The following is an 18483-nucleotide window of genomic DNA, read 5'->3' as shown; positions in this document are numbered from 1 at the left end:
TGTTGGACCTTAACGGCATAGTAACGAGGCTGTCGCTGTAGTTTGAGAAGGTTGTGATGGTTGTTATGCCATGAGCATACCTATCTGATATACAGCCGCTGAGACAAACCATGCAAGTACTGTGGTGTATATTGCGGCAAAGATGGCCCAACGCCATGAGCCACTCTCGTGTTTTATGGCTGCGATGGTGGCCAGGCATGGGAAGTATATAAGTACGAAGAGCAGATAGCAGAATGCTATGAGTGGAGTGATACCGTTGGCTGACATTTTCAGATATAGATTTGAATATTTGTCGTTTGATTCTCTGTTCTCTTGATCATTGTCAGTCACGGTGTCGTCTCCGCTGTATAGCACACCTAAAGTAGAGGCTACTATCTCTTTGGCGCCTACGCCGGCGATAAGCCCGACGTCGAGGCGCCAGTCGAAGCCTTGTGCATGGAATATCGGCTCGATGGTTTTGCCTATTCGTCCTATGTAGCTTTGTTCTTGTTGCTGTTGGGCGTTCAGGCTGTTGTTGTGAGGGAAGTAGCCAAGGGCCCATACGATGATGCTGGCAACAAGAATTATGCCTCCCATCTTTTTAAGATATTGTTTGCCTTTCTCCCATGTGTGGCGCATGATGGCCTTGCTTGTGGGAAAGCGGTAGGGTGGAAGTTCCATTACGAACGGCAGGTCCTCTCCCCTGATTATCCACCGACTGAATATGCGGCTCATTATCACGGATAGCAGTATACCTATGGCATATAGTGAAATCATTATAAGACTTTGATATCTTACGGCGAAAAAGGTTCCTGTTATCATGATGTAGATGGGTAAACGGGCAGAGCAACTCATCAACGGGAGTATTAGCATTGTTATGAGGCGTGAACGGCGACTCTCGATGGTGCGCGTGCTCATGATGGCCGGTACATTACAGCCGAATCCCATTATTAGTGGTATGAACGACTTGCCGTGCAGCCCCATCTTGTGCATGAGTTTGTCCATGATGAAGGCTGCACGGGCCATGTAGCCGGAGTCTTCCATGAACGATATGAAACCGTATAGTATGAGTATTTGCGGCAAGAATACAATTACGGCACCCACACCTCCGATAATTCCGTCGACAAGCATGTCTTTGAGTGGCCCGTCGGCAAGAGTCGAACTAAGCAGGTCGCTAAGTGCCGTTACGCCGTTTTCTATCCAGTCCATGGGATACTGACCGAGCGAGAATGTGGCTTGGAACATGACATATATCAACAGGAAAAATAAAGGGAAACCGATATATTTGTTTGTTATGACGCTGTCGATGGCATGGGTTATCTGATATGTGTCCTGTTTGTTTCCTTTTTCATATCCGGCTTCTTGCAGCGCACCATGTATGAATCCGTATTTGGCGTCCATGATGGCAGTCTCGCAGTCTTCTGCATTTTCTTTCTTTATTCGATCGGCCTGTTTGTCACGTATATCAATGATTCGTTTTCCGTTGGGTAGTGAATTTACAAGTCGTTCCGTCTCAGAATCCATTTCGAGGAGTTTTATGGACAAATATCGTGTGGAATACTTATGTCTTATGTGTTCGTCCTCTTGAAGTTCGCTCTTTAGGGCCTCTATACTTTCTTCTATCTGTGGTCCGTGGTTCAGGTGTATGTGACGGTATACACTATTGTTGGGGCGGTCACCGTGGGCGAAGTCCTCTCCGTGTTCTTCTTCTTGTGAGTGCTCATTGCCGTATGCTTTGTGCCAGTCGCGTATATCGGCTGCCACTTCCGGGTTGATGTTTCCGTTTTTGTCAAGGAAATCGACTCCTTCATACATATTTATGATGATGTGGAAAAGCATCTCAACACCTTTGCCAGTCTTGAATACAGTGGGTATCATCGGCACACCGAAGAGTTGGCTCAGAATCTTGTAGTCCAGTTTGTCGCCACGGTTTTCAAATTCATCGTACATGTTAAGTGCACATATCATGCGCAGGTGCATGTCTACGAGTTGTGTAGTGAGGTAAAGGTTGCGCTCTATATTGCTGGAGTCAATGACATTGATGACGATATCAGGAGTTTTTTCTATAATCTGTTTGCGTACATACAGCTCTTCAGGACTGTAGGCGGAGAGTGAATATGTTCCCGGCAGGTCTACTATGTTAAACTCATAACCTTCGAATGTGGCGTGCCCTTCCTTGGCGTCTACTGTCACTCCGGAGTAGTTTCCTACACGCTCATGGGCTCCGGACGCGAAGTTGAACAGTGAGGTCTTACCGCAGTTAGGGTTGCCCACGAGGGCTACGTTTATAGTGCGGCGCTTTTTCATGGCTGCCGCTTTCAGCTGTTTGTCTGTCAGGGAGAAGTCGCAGGCATCGTCTCCTGTAACTTTTTCTGTAGATTGGACTCTTGTGTTGTTGCTTTCCAACAGCATGGCTTCCTCGACTGATATAATCTCTATCATGTCGGCCTCGTTATGACGTAGCGACACCTCGTAGCCCATTATCTTATATTTTACAGGGTCTTGGAGTGGGGCGTTCAGCAACACTTCCACTATTTTGCCTTTGATGAATCCCATCTCGACAATACGTTTGCGGAAGCCTCCATGGCCCAATACTTTTACGATTACTCCTTTTTCACCGGTTTTTAATTCGGAAAGTTTCATGTTTGTTTTTAGATATTTTCTGCAAAATTACAATATTTCGGCTGCAACTGTATTGTATTTTAAGAGAATTGGATAAAAATACCTAAAAATGATGATGGTAATGAGGACTTATACTTGAAAATATAATGTTTGATGGTTGTTGATATGAATAGAAATATGCAAGCAAGTCAAAGACTGCAACAAGTGCACCATATTGTGGTGTATAGTTGCAGTCTTTGACTTGCTTGCGTATTATATTGATTGCTTATACCAATCCCTGACCGTGGCAGTTCTTGAACTTTTTACCGCTACCGCAAGGGCAAGGGTCGTTGCGGCCCGGTAACTTTTCTTTTACTATAGGGGCTTGTGGCTGTCGGGCGCGTGTGTCTTGAGCCGCCGCCGCTGCTTGTTCGGGATCTGTAAGCTGCTCTTCGTCCATATCACGTTTTGTTTCCGTGTATTGCTGGCGTGGCTGTTCCGGTATTTGCTCGGGTGCTGCCTCAGGTGCCTGTTGCATCTCGGGAATGGCACTTCGCATGAGTATGCCGGTAATACGATCGTTCATGTCGTTGACCATCTTGTCGAACAGTTTTACGCTCTCAAGTTTGAATATGAGTAGCGGGTCTTTTTGCTCGTATGATGCGTTCTGTACACTGTGTTTCAGTTCGTCGAGTTCTCTAAGATTTTCTTTCCAGCAGTCATCGATGATGTGGAGCAGGATAATCTTTTCAAACTGTTTCACAACACTTTTGCATTCTGTATCGTATGCTTCTTTCAAATCGCACGGTATGTTGTACATACGCCGGCCGTCTGTGATGGGCACCATGATGCGCTCGTACATAGAACCTTGGTTTTCGTAAACCTGTTTGATGATAGGCCATGCCACTGACTGTATGCGTTCGGTTTTGCGTTTGAACACCTCTATGGCTTGTTGGAATGATTTCTCATATAGTTCGTCTTTGCCCATATTGTTGAGTTGTTCATTAGTGAACGGTACCTCCATGGCCAAAATATGCATGAATTCCTCCTTGCATCCCTCATAGTCATTATTGTTATTTTCGATGATGTTTACCACACGGTCCCAAATGATGTTGGTGATGTCCATTCCGATGCGTTCGCCCATTAGTGCGTGGCGGCGTTTCTCGTACACTACGGTGCGTTGCTTGTTCATCACGTCGTCGTATTCAAGCAGGCGCTTACGTATGCCGAAGTTGTTTTCCTCAACTTTCTTTTGGGCACGTTCAATGCTGCTCGATATCATAGAACTTTCAATCATCTCGTCCTCCTTGAATCCCATCTTGTCCATAACGCGGGCAATGCGTTCGGATGCAAAGAGACGCATGAGTTTGTCTTCCAGTGAAATGAAAAACACTGATGAACCTGGGTCGCCCTGACGTCCGGAACGTCCGCGGAGCTGACGGTCTACGCGACGGCTTTCGTGACGTTCCGTACCAATGATGGCAAGACCGCCGGCAGCCTTTACTTCGGGTGACAGTTTGATGTCGGTTCCACGACCGGCCATGTTTGTAGCTATAGTAACGGCTCCGAGACCGTTTACACTTTGTCCTGCGAGTGCTACGATGTCGGCCTCTTTCTGGTGAAGTTTGGCGTTGAGCACCTGATGAGGTATCTTACGCATGCTGAGCATCTTGGAGATGAGTTCTGAAATCTCGACAGATGTCGTTCCTACAAGAACGGGACGCCCGCTTTCGCGCATCTTTACAATCTCTTCTATCACAGCATTGTACTTGGCACGTGCCGTCTTGTACACGCGGTCATCCATATCCTTTCGCAAGACAGGGCGGTTGGTGGGTATTTCAACAACGTCGAGTTTGTATATATCCCAGAATTCACCGGCTTCGGTAGAAGCCGTTCCTGTCATACCGGAAAGTTTGTGATACATGCGGAAGTAATTCTGTAATGTGATTGTAGCAAAGGTCTGTGTAGCGGCCTCCACTTTCACGTGCTCTTTGGCTTCTACGGCCTGATGGAGTCCGTCGCTCCAGCGGCGTCCTTCCATTATACGGCCGGTCTGCTCGTCTACAATCTTCACCTCACCGTCAATTACCACATATTCATCGTCTTTGTTGAACATGGTGTATGCCTTGAGCAGCTGCTGGAGTGTGTGTACGCGCTCGCTCTGTATGGCGTAGTGGCTCAGCAGTTCGTCCTTCTTGTCAACTCGCTCTTGATCGGTAAGTCCGGCTTCCACTTCGAGTTCCGAGAGCTGTGATGCTATGTCGGGGAGCACGAAGAGGGCGTTGTCATTCACCTTTTTTGCAAGCCACTCTGTTCCCTTGTCGGTAAGGTCGCACGAGTTGAGTTTCTCGTCAACAACGAAGTAAAGCGGCTCTATGGCCTCCGGCATACGTCTGTTGTTATTCTCCATGTATATCTCCTCGGTCTTGAGCATACCAGCCTTGATGCCTTCTTCCGAAAGATATTTGATGAGCGGTTTGTTTTTCGGCAAAGCCTTGTGCGAGCGGTAGAGCGAGAGAAATCCTTCGTCAAGCAGCTTCTGGTCGTTCTTTGTCTTGCCCTCGCTTATCTTCTGTTTTGCCTCGGCAAGGTATTGTGTCGCGAGCTTGCGCTGGACATCGACAAGGCTTTCAACGAGTGGCTGATACTCTTCAAACATCTGCACGTCACCTTTTGGTACCGGACCGGAAATGATAAGCGGAGTACGTGCGTCGTCGACGAGAACGGAGTCCACCTCGTCAACAATGGCGTAGTTGTGAGATCGTTGTACCAGATCGGCAGGCGATGTGGCCATGTTGTCACGCAAATAGTCGAAACCGAATTCGTTGTTAGTACCGAATGTAATGTCAGCTTGATAGGCACGGCGACGGGCTTCTGAGTTGGGCTGATGCTTGTCTATGCAGTCTACCGACAGTCCGTGGAACTCATAGATCGGTCCCATCCATTCGGAGTCACGTTTGGCCAGATAGTCGTTGACTGTAACCACATGCACTCCGTTTCCTGTCAGGGCATTAAGGAATACAGGCAGTGTGGCCACGAGAGTTTTTCCCTCTCCTGTCGCCATCTCTGCAATCTTTCCCTGATGAAGCACTATACCTCCGAATAATTGCACGTCATAGTGCACCATTTCCCATTTCAGATCATTGCCTCCGGCTGTCCAATGGTTGTGGTAAATGGCCTTGTCTCCTTCGATGGTAATGAAGTCCTTGCGCGGATCCGCTGCCAGCTCACGGTCGAAGTCGGTAGCGGTGACTATCGTTTCTTCATTCTCAGAGAAGCGTTTTGCCGTTTCCTTTACAATGGCAAAAACTTCCGGTAGTATTTCGTTGAGGACGCCTTCATATATTTCAAGAACTTCCTTTTCCAACTTGTCTATTTGGTTGAATATCTCTTCGCGCTCGTCAATAGGCGTGTCCTCTATCTTTGCTTTCAGTTCTGCAATTTTCTCCTCCTGCCCGCTGGCTGAATCTTTGATTTGTTTGCGGAGTTGTCGGGTTCTTTCACGCAAGGCGTCGTTGTCGAGTTGTGCTATTTGTGGATGTACGGCTTTTACTTTTTCTACTAACGGCTCAATAAGTTTTCTGTCTCGTTCAGATTTATTGCCGAATATTTTCTTTAGAATTTCACTGAAGTTCATATCTGATGTTTTTTTATTTTCGTTTATAATGCGTATTGTGGATTTACATGTCTTACATGTATAAGTAATTAAAACAGTGGTTCTGAAGAACAGGCATTCGGAGCACGTATGCGTATTGCCTTGGTTACAGTCGGGGCAATGCGGTCTATGGTTACGGGGGTGTTGATGCGCTCTGCTTTAACTCCCGTTCCATATATTATAATCGGGAATTGTATAAATGATGCTCTGTATAGCTGGTTTTCCATGTAATCCTCGTTGACCAAATGCCATCCGGGGGTTACTTCAATCTGTATATCTCCATTACGTTCGGGATGGAATCCGTTGCGTATTTTGTAAATCTGCGGGTTGTTGTCGGACAATAGTTGCAACGAAGTGTACACATTGCGTATGCCGGATATTTGTGACAGAAATTCCTGGGCGCGCTTTGATGCGTCTGTGAAACTTATCTGTTTTTGCTCGAAAAGTTTGTGATTCAGGAACATCTGTGGCCCGAAGCATGTCTCTACATACTTCCCTTGCCCCCAGATAGCCCCGAAATACATGTTCAGAAGATTGGCAGTGCGGTTGATGTTGAACGTTCCGGACGGAATGTTGAATTTTGTATAATCAGTGTTATCTTCGTCACAGTATCCTGTGCTTGTTATTACGAAAAGAACATTGTCGGCACCCACTCGTTTTTCCACATGGTCTATAAGTCTTCCGATTTCAGAATCAAGACGTACATAGGTGTCCTGTAATTCCATCTGACATTCGGCAAGTGGCCTATGGTCGAAATTACCGGCATAATATGTTATGTTAATGCAGTCGGTAATGGCGTCAGACCCCATCACATTGCTGTTGATGCACTGGATGGCAATGTCCGTTATGCTTTCGTTTACCAGTCCGCTCGTCTTATATTCCCTGAAACGTCGTGCTCCTGTAAACTTACGCTTGAACGGCTTTTGCATGCCTCCTGTCATGAAATAGCTGAAGTTGCCTGACAATGCGTTTTTTGGTTGCCACTCGCTTATATCTATTGTCCGTGGCAACGAGTGTAGGCTGTTGAAAGCCTGTAACCATGACGGCGGAGCATCGAAGTAGTATGTCGACGAGCACCATGTGCCGTCATTGTCGTCAATCCAGATAGCTCCGTCTGCGGCATGTCCGGCAGACAATATGGCTGCATCACGGAAAGGTGCAATGGAATAAACTACGGCTTTTCCGTTGGTCGCTACTTTTAATTCGTCGCATATAGTCGACGTGCTGAGATTTTTCGGCGAGGAGCAATCTTTGGTGTAGTATCCCTGATGATTTTCGTCATCGACACAATATACAGGCCGGAGTGTCTCTTTGTTGAGCCATCTGGCCCCGACTATACTGTTGTAAAAAGGTGTCGTCCCAGTGGCGATGGATGCTATGGCCGAGGCTCTGTCTATTTGTGAAAATGGATATGAAGCATTGGTGTATATAGTCCCGTTTTTCAGCAACCGTTTGAATCCGTTAGTGCCGTAAAGTGGTGCAAATGCTTCCATATAATCGGATCTCAGTTGGTCGATTGATATGTTCACTACCAATTGTGGAGCAGATTTTAGAATCTGTTCCTGGGCATATCCGGTAATGGCGAATGCTGCAACCAGTGTGAGTGATATGTATCTGTATTTCTTCATTTGTTGCTTGTGGGGGAAGCTGAAAGCCTCATGTTTATCCAACATCTTATTAGCAAAGATAATGCCACAATGTTAATTCCATCTGCATAATTTTGAAAAAACGCTCCGATAAAGAATAGAACAATCAATGTGAATGAGAATTTCCAATATATGGTTTTTCTTCGTTTTATTACGTTGTATATATATATAAGAGGTAGTGGATTTATAAGTAGCACCTGCAAGTTTGTGCTTGTGGTTGGATGTTTGGAGAAAAGCAATACCGTGAGGATTATACCTGCAATCCCATCTGTAAGCATTATGAGGCTGTCCCATGCGATGAATGTTCTTTTTCTTTTATATTCTATAACTGCTATTACAATGGAGATAGACAGCAGTATGTATGCACATTGAGTGGGAGAAAATGGAAATTCTTTCTCTATAATCTGTATTTGTGGTTCTATGATGGTTCTTGTATCTGTTACCAAAGGTTTGTATTCACCGTCGGCAGACTTTATTCTGGCTTTCTCAAAATCGTTCTTTAGATTGTCAGGTAAGAACTGTTGTTCTCTTAAACTCATTGCCATGTCAGCTTTCGCTCCGATACATAAGTCATTGCCGAATGTAGCCCATGGGTGTCCCACAGTGTATTCATGTATTGCTTCGCGATATGTAGGATAAGAAGACTCTTCAGGATATACAATATTTCCTTTAAGACAATGTTCTATCATGTCACGTACTTTTGTAGTACAGTTGTTATAGAAGAAATTGTATCTGTATACTCTGTTTTCCGGACTATAATTTTCTATGAGTGCATTGTATAATGTCTGCTTTTCCTCAGCGGTCATGTTGAGTACCTGTTCCACGACTCCTCTGCCGGTCCGGGCGTATTCGCGTTTGAAGATGTTAAAAGGTATCACACCAAGTTCATAATCAGTAATACCCATAGTGAAGCGTAAAACAAAAAAAGGTTTTTTGAAACTGAATATTCCATAATTGAACGTCCAGTCTTCACCGTTGTGTAAATTGTGGTATCTAAGTGCCGTATGGCCATACAGACTGTATACTTCTTCTCCGGAAGAGCATGTGAGCAGGCTTACTTCAATAGAATCGGAAGTAGTGTCTGCATTGAGGTCAGCATGTTGGCCCGGTGTGCTACCGTGAGCGGAAACACATAAAAAATACACCGTTACTGTAATGATAACGGTTTTTACGATAGTTCTAAAATTGATTGTTAATCGTTTCACGATGCAAAAATACTTTCTTTTTTCTACTTTCAGTGCTATTATCTCATTTTTTTTCAATAATTTTGCAGCCTGTAAGAGAAAACAGTAGGATGAATTTAACAATAGACATTGGTAATACTTGTACCAAACTTGTTGCTTTCGATGGTATGACGCCTGTGGAAGAAATAAGGATGGATGCCGGAGAATTGTTTGAATTGAAAAAATTCTGTAAAAAGTATTGTTTTAAGAAAGGGATTTTCTCTACAGTAGTAAAAATGTCGGAAGAGCTCCGCTTGGGTATAAGTGAACTTTCGTTTCCCATGATGCAACTCATATCGGGAGTTACTCCGGTGCCTATAATTAATAAATATGCTACTCCTCTGACTTTAGGTTCCGACAGGTTGGCTGCAGCGGTCGGTGCTTATTCACAACATAAGGGACACGATTTGCTTATAGTGGATGTCGGAACTTGTATTACATATGATTTTGTTACTTCGTCCGGCGAATATATAGGGGGGAATATCTCTCCAGGTCCGACGGTCAGACTGAAAGCTCTTAACCGTTTTACGGATTCGTTGCCTCTTATAAGCCGTAAAGGTGAGACTCCCGAACTGGGATTTGATACAGAGACGGCAATTAGAAGCGGTGTTATGTATGGAGTTGAGCGTGAGATAGAAGGATATATACATGATTTTTTATTAAAATATCCAAGTCTTTTTGTTTATTTAACGGGTGGCGTCTCTCTAAATTTGCACATTTCGGAAAAAAAGTGCATCTTTGCAGACAAATTTATAGTCCCAAAGGGATTAAACCGTATACTTCTCTATAATGAAGAATTAATATTGAATGAAAAAGCTGATAATAATAAGTAGCATAATGCTTGGTGGCATATATGTGTCTGCAAATGCTCAAAGTGGTACAAACTCTCCTTATAGTCAGTATGGATTGGGCGTCTTGTCCGATCAGTCACAGGGATTTAACCGTGGTATGAACGGTTTGGCTTTGGGATTGCGTTATAGTGACCAAGTGAACATGCTCAATCCTGCATCCTATTCTGCAGTTGATTCGCTGACAATGATAATGGATGTGGGTCTTTCCGGACAGATAACCAATTTTGAGGAAAACGGAAAGAAAATCAATGCCAATAATGCCGATTTTGAATATGCCGTAGCCCTATTTCGTCTGATGCCGAAAGTTGGACTCAGCATTGGTGTTGTTCCTTTTACAAATATTGGCTATAATTATTCAAGCAAATATAATATCGGTTCATCAGAAGAGTCTGTCCTTACCACATCTACTGAGATGCATTCCGGTTCCGGAGGATTTCATCAGGCATACGTCGGATTTGGCTGGAATGCGTTCAAAGGACTTTCCGTAGGTGCCAATTTCTCTTATTTTTGGGGGACGTATGACAAGTCCATTTCTGTTGTCAACAGCGACAGCTATGTCAACAGTATTGTAAAGACGTACAGTACAAGTGTGAGCAATTATAAGATTGATTTGGGATTGCAGTGGCAGCAACGGATGTCGGCCGACAATTATCTTACGGTGGGAGCGACTTATGGCATAGGACATAAGTTGGGAGCTGATGTGGAGGCTGTCATCTCAAACACGAATACCCAGACAAACGTATCGGACAAGACGACAGAAATTGTAAAGAACGGATTGAGTCTGCCTACGACATTCGGCGTCGGCATGTCATGGAGACATTCAAACAAATGGTCAGCCGGTGTGGATTATACATTCCAGAAATGGGGGAATCTGGATTTTCCGGAATATGATGCCTCAACGGGCAAGTACGTAATGAAGAGCGGATTGCTGAAAGATAGAAATAAACTCACAATAGGAGGGGAGTGGGTGCCCAATGCGATGAGTTCCAATTTTTTCAATCGTGTTCATTATAGGGCAGGAGCCTCTTTTGCGACACCTTATATAATGGTAAACGGACATGACGGTCCTAAAGAATATAGTGCAAGTGTAGGATTCGGATTGCCGCTAAACCGGTCTGTGCTGAATATCAGTGGTCAGTGGGTACGTTCTGAAGCCTCCGGTCTTATAAAGGAAAATACATTTCGTATCAATATAGGCCTGACGTTTAATGAACGTTGGTTTATGAAATGGAAAGTAGAATAAAGTATTTTTCAGCATACATTAGTTGTCTGACAACTCATGAAAGGGGTATGAGGAATGTATTGAACATCCTTGTACTCTTATTCTTGTTTGTGTCGTGTACAGAAGAGACTGAGCATACCGCACCGCCAATCTACGACCGCGATTCTGTATCTGTTATGACAAGTTATGGTGTCAATACACTTGTTTCCGATTCAGGTGTCATTAAGTATAGGATTGTGTCGGAGTGTTGGGATGTCAACCAGATAAAACAGCCTTCGCGTTGGACATTCATCAAAGGAGTTTTTTTTGAACAATTTGACGATAAGTTCCGTTTGCAAGCGTATGTCCAGGCTGATACCGCATGGTATTATGACCAACTGAAATTGTGGGAACTTCGTGGCAGGGTGCGAGTTCGTAATGTCAACGGGCTTCGATTCATGAGTGAAGAGCTGTTTTGGGACGGCAGGGCCCATGAGCTGTATTCAAACAAATATTCGCGTGTGATAACTCCGGAGCGGACGTTGCAAGGCTCTTATTTCCGTAGTGATGAGAGCATGACGCGTTACACAGTGTCCAATTCTGCCGGTTCGTTCGTGAAATCGGCTGTCGACGGGAGCAACGATACGTTGGACATGAACGAGAACAAGACCGATACAACCGATACAGCTGCAGTGCAGATTCGTCCGGCGGCAACACCGCGTGCGGCATCAAAAAACACATTTACAAGACAATGACAGAGCAGATAATAGGACTTATAATAACAATGGTATTCTCCGCATTCTTCTCAGGAATGGAGATAGCTTTCGTGTCAGGCAACAGACTGTTGGCAGAAATGGAACGTGGAAAAAGCGGTATAGCGCACAAGGCAATAGGTTTCTTCTACCGTCATCCTAATAATTTCGTCAGCACAATGCTTGTTGGCAACAATATAGCATTGGTCGTTTATGGAATATTGTTCGCACAAATATTTGACAGCACCATTTTCAGTGGCCTCAACGACGGACAGCGCGTAACAGCCGATACGATATTGTCTACAATCGTAGTACTGTTTACCGGTGAGTTTATGCCTAAGACAATATTCAAGAGCAATCCTAATGCAATGCTGTCCATATTTGCCATACCGGCTTTTATATGCTATGTGGTGCTTTATCCCATATCACGCTTTTCAACATCTCTATCCCGTATCATTCTCCGTATTGTTGGTGTCAAGATGCATAAGGAGAGAGAAGATAAGGAATTTACCAAGATAGACCTTGACTATCTTGTGCAGAGTAGCATAGACAATGCCAAGGATGCGGACGATATAGAGGATGAGGTGAAGATATTTCACAACGCCCTTGATTTTTCGGACACTAAGGTGCGCGACTGTATGGTGCCGCGCACGGAGATAGAAGCCGTGGATATAGACAATTGTACGTTGGAAGAACTTAAAAACCGTTTCATAGAAAGCGGATTCTCAAAGATTATTGTCTATAAGGGAGATATTGACCACATAGTGGGTTATATCCATTCGTCAGAGATGTTCCGCAATTCGGACAGATGGAAAGAGTGCATATGTACAATGCCGTACGTTCCGGAGATAATGGCAGTTAGCAAACTCATGCATATTTTCCTTCAGCAAAAGAAAAGTCTGGGTGTCGTGGTCGACGAGTTTGGAGGAACGAGCGGGCTTATTGCCCTTGAGGATATTGTTGAAGAGATATTCGGAGACATAGAGGACGAGCATGACAACAACAACTATATTGCCACGCAGACAGATGTTGACGAATATATACTCTCAGCACGCCTTGAAATAGAGAAAGTCAACGAAAGGTTCGGGCTGGAACTTCCCGAAAATGACGATTATATGACTGTCGGAGGACTCATCCTTCACGAATATCAGAGTTTTCCGAAGCTGAATGAAATCGTGAAGATAGGGAAATTTGAATTTAAGATAATCAAAAACACTATGACAAAAATAGAAATAGTTAAGCTAAAAGTCATGGAATGAGCTATTTTTTTGAGCTATTTATACCGTTATTTGCTATAATTTTAGTAATTTTGTCCGCTAAAGTGACAATAATCTTTTAATCAAGAAGAAAGAATAATAAAAAATAATCAATAAAAGTAATGGCAGCATTAGGAACAATTAGAAAAAGAGGCGCAATTTTGGTCGCAATCATAGGTCTCGGCCTTTTTGCGTTTATCGCTGAAGAATTTGTCCGTTCTTGCGAAGCTACAGGCAACGCGGCACGTCAGCAAGTTGGTGAAGTCTTGGGAGAGAAAATTTCCGTTCAGGAGTTTCAGGCCCTTGTAGATGAGTATCAGGAAGTAGTCAAGATGACTCAAGGACGAGAGAATCTCACTGAAGATGAACTGAATGGACTCAAGGATCAGGTGTGGAATACATACGTCAACAATGCCATATTGGCAAACGAGGCAAAGAAAGTGGGACTGACGGTGACTGATGAGGAGCTTCAGAACATACTTCGTGAGGGAAAGAGTCAAATTCTCAAGCAGACACCTTTTGTGAATCAGCAGACTGGGCTTTTTGATGTGTCAATGTTGACAAAGTTCCTTTCCGATTATAAAAATATCGGTTCTCAGAATCCTCAGATTGCAGAGCAGTATAGAACAATATACAGCTATTGGAAGTTTATAGAGAAGACACTGCGTCAGCAGACTCTCAATATCAAATATCAGAATCTGTTGGCCAATAGCCTGATTTCAAATCCTATTTCAGCAAAGATGGCTTTCGAGGGTCAGTATGTAGACAACAGTGTCGAACTGGCTTCTATTGCCTATACCACAATCAGCGACGACAAGATACAGGTGAGCGATGCAGACCTTAAGGCAAAGTATGACGAGGATAAAGAGAAGTTCAAGCAGTATATTGAAAGCCGTGATATAAAATATGTAGATTTTCAGGTAAAACCTTCAGATAAAGATCGTGGGGCTCTTCTGCAGACAATGAAAGAGGCTGCGGAAAATCTCAAGGAGGGAAACAATCCTTCAGAGGTTACACGTAAAGCAAAGTCTGTATATACCTATACAGGTGTGCCTGTCACACGTAAGGCATATTCGAATGATATCGCAACACGTATAGATTCTATGTCGGTTGGCGAGACCACATCGCCCTTTGAAACCAAATATGACAACACAATGAATGTTGTCAAACTCATCTCAAAGGTGCAGTTGCCAGACTCTGTCGAGTATCGTCAGATACAGATAGGCGGTGAGACTGTTGAGGCTGCCCGCAAGACAGCCGACAGCGTTTACGCTGCTTTGCAGGCCGGTGCCGACTTTGACGAAATTGCCAAGAAGTATAACCAGACTGGTTCCAAGGCATGGTTTACAACTGCTATGTACGAGAATTCCCAGTCGTTCGATGCTGATACCAAGCAATATATCGAGACTTTGAACAATCTCGGTACCAACGAAATCAAGAATCTTGAGTTTGCACAGGGTAACATCATTCTTCAGGTTACAAATCGCAAAGCCATGGTTGACAAGTATGTTGCGGCCGTTGTAAAGCATACAATAGATTTTTCTAAAGATACATATTCTGCGGCATACAATAAGTTCAGCCAGTTTGTAAGCGAGAATCAGACCTTGGATGCGATGGAGAAGAATGCTTCAAAATACGGATTTACCGTTCAGGAGCGCAAGGACCTTACAAATGCCGAGCATGGTGTGAACGGCATACGTAGCACCCGCGATGCTCTGAAGTGGATTTTCGAGGCTAAGGCCGGTGAAGTTTCTCCGCTCTATGAGTGTGGTGACAACGATCGGATGATGGTTATTGCCATGACAAAGATACATCCTGTCGGCTATCGTGCCCTTGAGGATGTCAAGGATATTGTGAAGTCAGAGGTTATCCGTGATAAGAAATTCGAGCAACTTAGCGGCAAACTTGCCGGTGCAAAGAGTATATCCGAAGCCAAAAGCAAAGGTGCCGATGTTACAGAGATTGCCCAGGTGACATTTAATGCGCCGGCTTTCGTCCCTGCCACACGTACAAGCGAGCCGGCTTTGAGCGGTGCTGTTGCTGCCACAAAGCAGGGTCAGTTCTGTCCTCGTGTGATAAAGGGTAACGGTGGCGCCTTCATGGTAAAGGTCAAGACAAAGGCTCAGCGTGCGGGTGAGAAGTTCGATTCCAAGGCGTTTGAGAAGAGACTTCACGAGCAGGCTATGATGGCAGCAAATCCCAACCGTCTGATTGGTGAGCTTTACTTGAAATCAGATGTAGTGGACAACCGTTATCTGTTCTTCTAAGAAAGTATATCGGATATATTGATATATAATAAAGCGGGGATGCGCATCTTGTATGCGTATCCCCGTTTTGTCATAGTGGTGCTTTCAATAGTTGGGATTAGATAAATTAGTCAACAAAATTAAACTGTATTATCGTCCGTACGTAGGATGGATACGCCCCGCAGAGGCAACAAGCATACAGCCCGGGGCAGAGCGTAGCGGCACCCTGGGAACAACACGATTGTATCCATTCGCCCTAAAAGGGCAAAAGCATTAATTATCAGACATTTACAATTTCAATATCCCATATGTTTTTATGCTTTTGCCCTTCCCTGGCGCGTTCATCCTATGTCCGTCCGATTATGTGGTTTAATTTTGTTTACTGGCTTACTTAAATTGAGTTCGATATAAGACAAGTTTCCGACAATTCATGGATGTTCACTCTTGAATCGAACTGCTGGAGCCCTGACATGGGAAAGGGGGGATGATTGTCTTCCCGTTCAAATGATGCAAATATTCGCTTTTGGGAGATATTTGATAGTTTTATATAAAACAGGGAGGATACCATAAGCATTATGGCATCCTCCCTGATTGCTTCGAGACAATTTGGATCTTATTTTATCAGTTCTATCGAGCGCTTGAGGAACGCATCGAGTGATGCGCCCTTGAGCATGCCGTTTTGCAGGAGAGCGAGGTCGATGAGCTGGTGTACGATGCTGTTGCCTTTGGCATAGTCGGTGAGTACGGCCTTTTTCTTGTCTTTCTGCTCTGTAATGGCTTTCTCGGTGTTCTGCAGATCGTCTTTTTCTTCCTGTGTGATTTCCTCCGGCTTCTTCTTGCCCTGACTTTGGTTGAGGGCAGCGCGGCGTGCTTCCTGGCCTTTCAGTTCGCTGACGATAGGTTTCAGTGCTTCTGCCGTGTTGGCGGCGCAGTCGTCGACAACCTTCTTTATCAGCGGATGGTCGCTGTTGAGGATAAGGTTGTAGCTGTCGGGCATCTGTGCGTAGAAGTTCATTCCGGCCTGGAAGCGGCTCATGTCTTTCATGCGTCGCATGTACTCGTTCTGCGTTATGACTACAGGCGAGCCGGTCTCGCCGAGGCTCTGTACCTCCACGTAGAACTCCGATTTCGGAAGTTGTGGCATCTGTGAGCGGAATACGTCTGACAGATTGTCACGTTCGTCGTCATTAAGTTCGCTTTTCTTGATGTCTTCCTTGGCGATGATACGGTCTATGATGTCGCTGTCCACGCGGGTAAAGCGACTCTTCTCCAGCTTCTGCTCGAGCATTGACACGACGGGAACGTCAAGCTGTCCGTCGAGCATCATCACGCTGTATCCTTTGGCCTTGGCCGATTCGATGTAGCTGTACTGCTCTTCCTTGTCGGTGGAGTAGAGGTAGACAAGCTGTCCGTCCTTGTCGGTCTGGTTGTCCTTGATCAGGGTGCGGTATTCGTCGAAAGTGAAGTATTTTCCTTCGCTGTCCTTCATCAGCGCGAAATCCTTTGCACGATCGTAGAAGCTCTCCTCGCTGAGCATGCCGTAGTTGATGAAGAGTTTCAGATCGTCCCACTTCTCTTCATATCCCTTGCGGTCTTCCTTGAAGATGCTTTGCAGACGGTCGCTCACTTTCTTTGTGATGTATGTCGAAATCTTCTTTACGTCGCGGTCACTTTGCAGGTATGAGCGGCTCACGTTGAGGGGGATGTCCGGAGAGTCAATCACGCCGTGCAGCAGCGTGAGGAACTCGGGTACGATGCCCTCGACCTGGTCTGTGACGAAGACTTGGTTGCAGTATAGCTGTATCTTGTTGCGCTGCAGGTCGATGTTTGACTTGATGCGCGGGAAGTAGAGTATGCCGGTGAGGTTGAACGGGTAGTCCACGTTAAGGTGAATCCAGAACATGGGCTCGTCCTGCATGGGGTAGAGCGTGCGGTAGAACGACTTGTAGTCTTCGTCCTTGAGCGTGCTCGGTGCCTTTGTCCACAGCGGTTCCACATTGTTTATGATGTTGTCTTCGTCGGTATCCACTTGCTTGCCGTCTTTCCATTCAGTCTTCTTTCCGAAAGCCACGGGCACTGGCAGGAACTTGCAGTACTTGTTGAGCAGTTCCTCAATCTTGCTCTTTTCGAGAAACTCCTTGCAGTCGTCATCGATGTAGAGAATGATGTCCGAACCGCGGTCTTCTTTCTCTGCGTCGTCGATTTCGTATGCCGGACTGCCGTCGCAGCTCCATTTCACGGCTTTTGCTCCGTCTTTGTGACTGCGTGTGACAATCTCCACTTTCTTGCTCACCATGAACGACGAGTAGAATCCGAGTCCGAAATGTCCGATTATGTTGTTGGCGTTGTCCTTATATTTTTCGAGAAAGTCGTTCACTCCCGAGAATGCTATCTGGTTGATGTATTTGTCAATCTCTTCTTCGGTCATGCCTATGCCCCGGTCGCTGATGGTGATGGTGCCGGCAGCCTCGTCTATGGCTATGCGCACGGTCAGGTCGCCGAGTTCGCCTTTGAATTCGCCCTTGTCGGCAAGTGTCTTCAGTTTCTGCGTGGCGTCGACGGCGTTGGATACCATCTCGCGCAGGAAAATCTCATGATCCGAATACAAGAACTTTTTGATGACGGGGAATATGTTCTCGGTTGTAACCCCGATATTACCTTTCTGCATGATATTTTTTATTTTTGTTATATGGTTGTTGTATTTTTTTAGTTTCTATGAAAGCAAATAGTGTGCCAAAATGTATGAGGGCGGGGATATCCCTCTTTAACCGTTGCATTGGGCAGATAACGGTTTAGCCGAATATCTATAGCAGGACGAGGGAGTTGATTCCACATACAACAAACTGGCGATATGCCTGCTTTTCCTGCTTTATGATTCTGCTTTTGTAAGAGTATGACATGAAAGACATGTGCCAAGACTGTGATAAGTTTAGCTGCATATCTGATCCAATCGACACTGTTTTTTGCGATTTCTTGTGTATTTTTCTGCATTTTCTTTTTGTTTCCGTTTTTTTTTATACTTTTGTATATCAGAAGTATGAATTATGAATATTGTCAATATATTAAGTTAAGA

Annotated in this window: 11 protein-coding genes; 5 read left to right on the top strand and 6 right to left on the bottom strand. The window is 44.9% G+C overall.

Annotation, left to right across the window (positions count from 1 at the left end):
• Positions 1-63: 63 nt before the first annotated feature.
• From feoB to HPS55_RS07335, 4 genes are all read right to left on the bottom strand, one after another.
• On the bottom strand, positions 64-2622 hold the full coding sequence (feoB, locus tag HPS55_RS07350; RefSeq protein ID WP_172175525.1) for a ferrous iron transport protein B: 2559 nt from the start codon (positions 2620-2622) through the stop codon (positions 64-66).
• Between the two features lie 244 nt (positions 2623-2866).
• Positions 2867-6217, bottom strand: coding sequence for a preprotein translocase subunit SecA (secA, locus tag HPS55_RS07345; protein ID WP_172175527.1), 3351 nt, complete (start codon positions 6215-6217; stop codon positions 2867-2869).
• 68 nt (positions 6218-6285) lie between these two features.
• Positions 6286-7863, bottom strand: coding sequence for an alkaline phosphatase family protein (locus HPS55_RS07340; RefSeq protein ID WP_172175529.1), 1578 nt, complete (start codon positions 7861-7863; stop codon positions 6286-6288).
• Positions 7860-9086, bottom strand: a complete 1227-nt coding sequence (locus tag HPS55_RS07335) for an Lnb N-terminal periplasmic domain-containing protein (protein ID WP_172324883.1) — start codon at positions 9084-9086, stop codon at positions 7860-7862. Before HPS55_RS07335 ends, HPS55_RS07340 begins: the two co-directional genes overlap by 4 nt.
• An 89-nt stretch (positions 9087-9175) precedes the next feature.
• Between HPS55_RS07335 and HPS55_RS07330 the strand changes: the two genes are divergently transcribed.
• The 5 genes from HPS55_RS07330 (at position 9176) to HPS55_RS07310 (ending at position 15431) form a co-directional block, all read left to right on the top strand.
• Complete coding sequence (locus HPS55_RS07330; protein ID WP_172175533.1) at positions 9176-9937, top strand: type III pantothenate kinase; 762 nt, start codon at positions 9176-9178, stop codon at positions 9935-9937.
• Entirely contained in the window at positions 9912-11198 is a 1287-nt protein-coding gene (locus HPS55_RS07325) for a hypothetical protein (RefSeq protein ID WP_172175535.1), read from the top strand. Before HPS55_RS07330 ends, HPS55_RS07325 begins: the two co-directional genes overlap by 26 nt.
• A gap of 47 nt (positions 11199-11245) precedes the next feature.
• Positions 11246-11911 (top strand): LPS export ABC transporter periplasmic protein LptC, encoded by a 666-nt coding sequence (gene lptC, locus HPS55_RS07320; RefSeq protein WP_172175537.1) that lies wholly within the window; start codon positions 11246-11248, stop codon positions 11909-11911.
• A complete protein-coding gene (locus HPS55_RS07315) occupies positions 11908-13167 on the top strand; it encodes a hemolysin family protein (RefSeq protein WP_253945797.1) in 1260 nt (419 codons plus the stop codon). The genes lptC and HPS55_RS07315 overlap by 4 nt, the downstream gene beginning before the upstream one ends.
• Before the next feature lie 119 nt (positions 13168-13286).
• The gene (locus HPS55_RS07310; RefSeq protein ID WP_172175539.1) at positions 13287-15431 is read left to right on the top strand and encodes a SurA N-terminal domain-containing protein; all 2145 of its coding nucleotides are present in this window, start codon (positions 13287-13289) and stop codon (positions 15429-15431) included.
• Between the two features lie 592 nt (positions 15432-16023).
• Here HPS55_RS07310 and htpG read toward each other — a convergent pair.
• Both htpG and HPS55_RS07300 read right to left on the bottom strand, forming a co-directional pair.
• Positions 16024-18078, bottom strand: coding sequence for a molecular chaperone HtpG (gene htpG, locus HPS55_RS07305; RefSeq protein ID WP_172175541.1), 2055 nt, complete (start codon positions 18076-18078; stop codon positions 16024-16026).
• Between the two features lie 38 nt (positions 18079-18116).
• Entirely contained in the window at positions 18117-18401 is a 285-nt protein-coding gene (locus HPS55_RS07300; RefSeq protein WP_172175543.1) for a hypothetical protein, read from the bottom strand.
• Positions 18402-18483 lie beyond the last annotated feature (82 nt).

Origin of the sequence: Xylanibacter rodentium (assembly GCF_013166575.1) — a bacterium.
In the GTDB taxonomy this organism is placed as follows: Bacteria; Bacteroidota; Bacteroidia; order Bacteroidales; family Bacteroidaceae; genus Prevotella; species Prevotella rodentium.
This window is presented reverse-complemented; position numbering and strand designations above follow the sequence as displayed.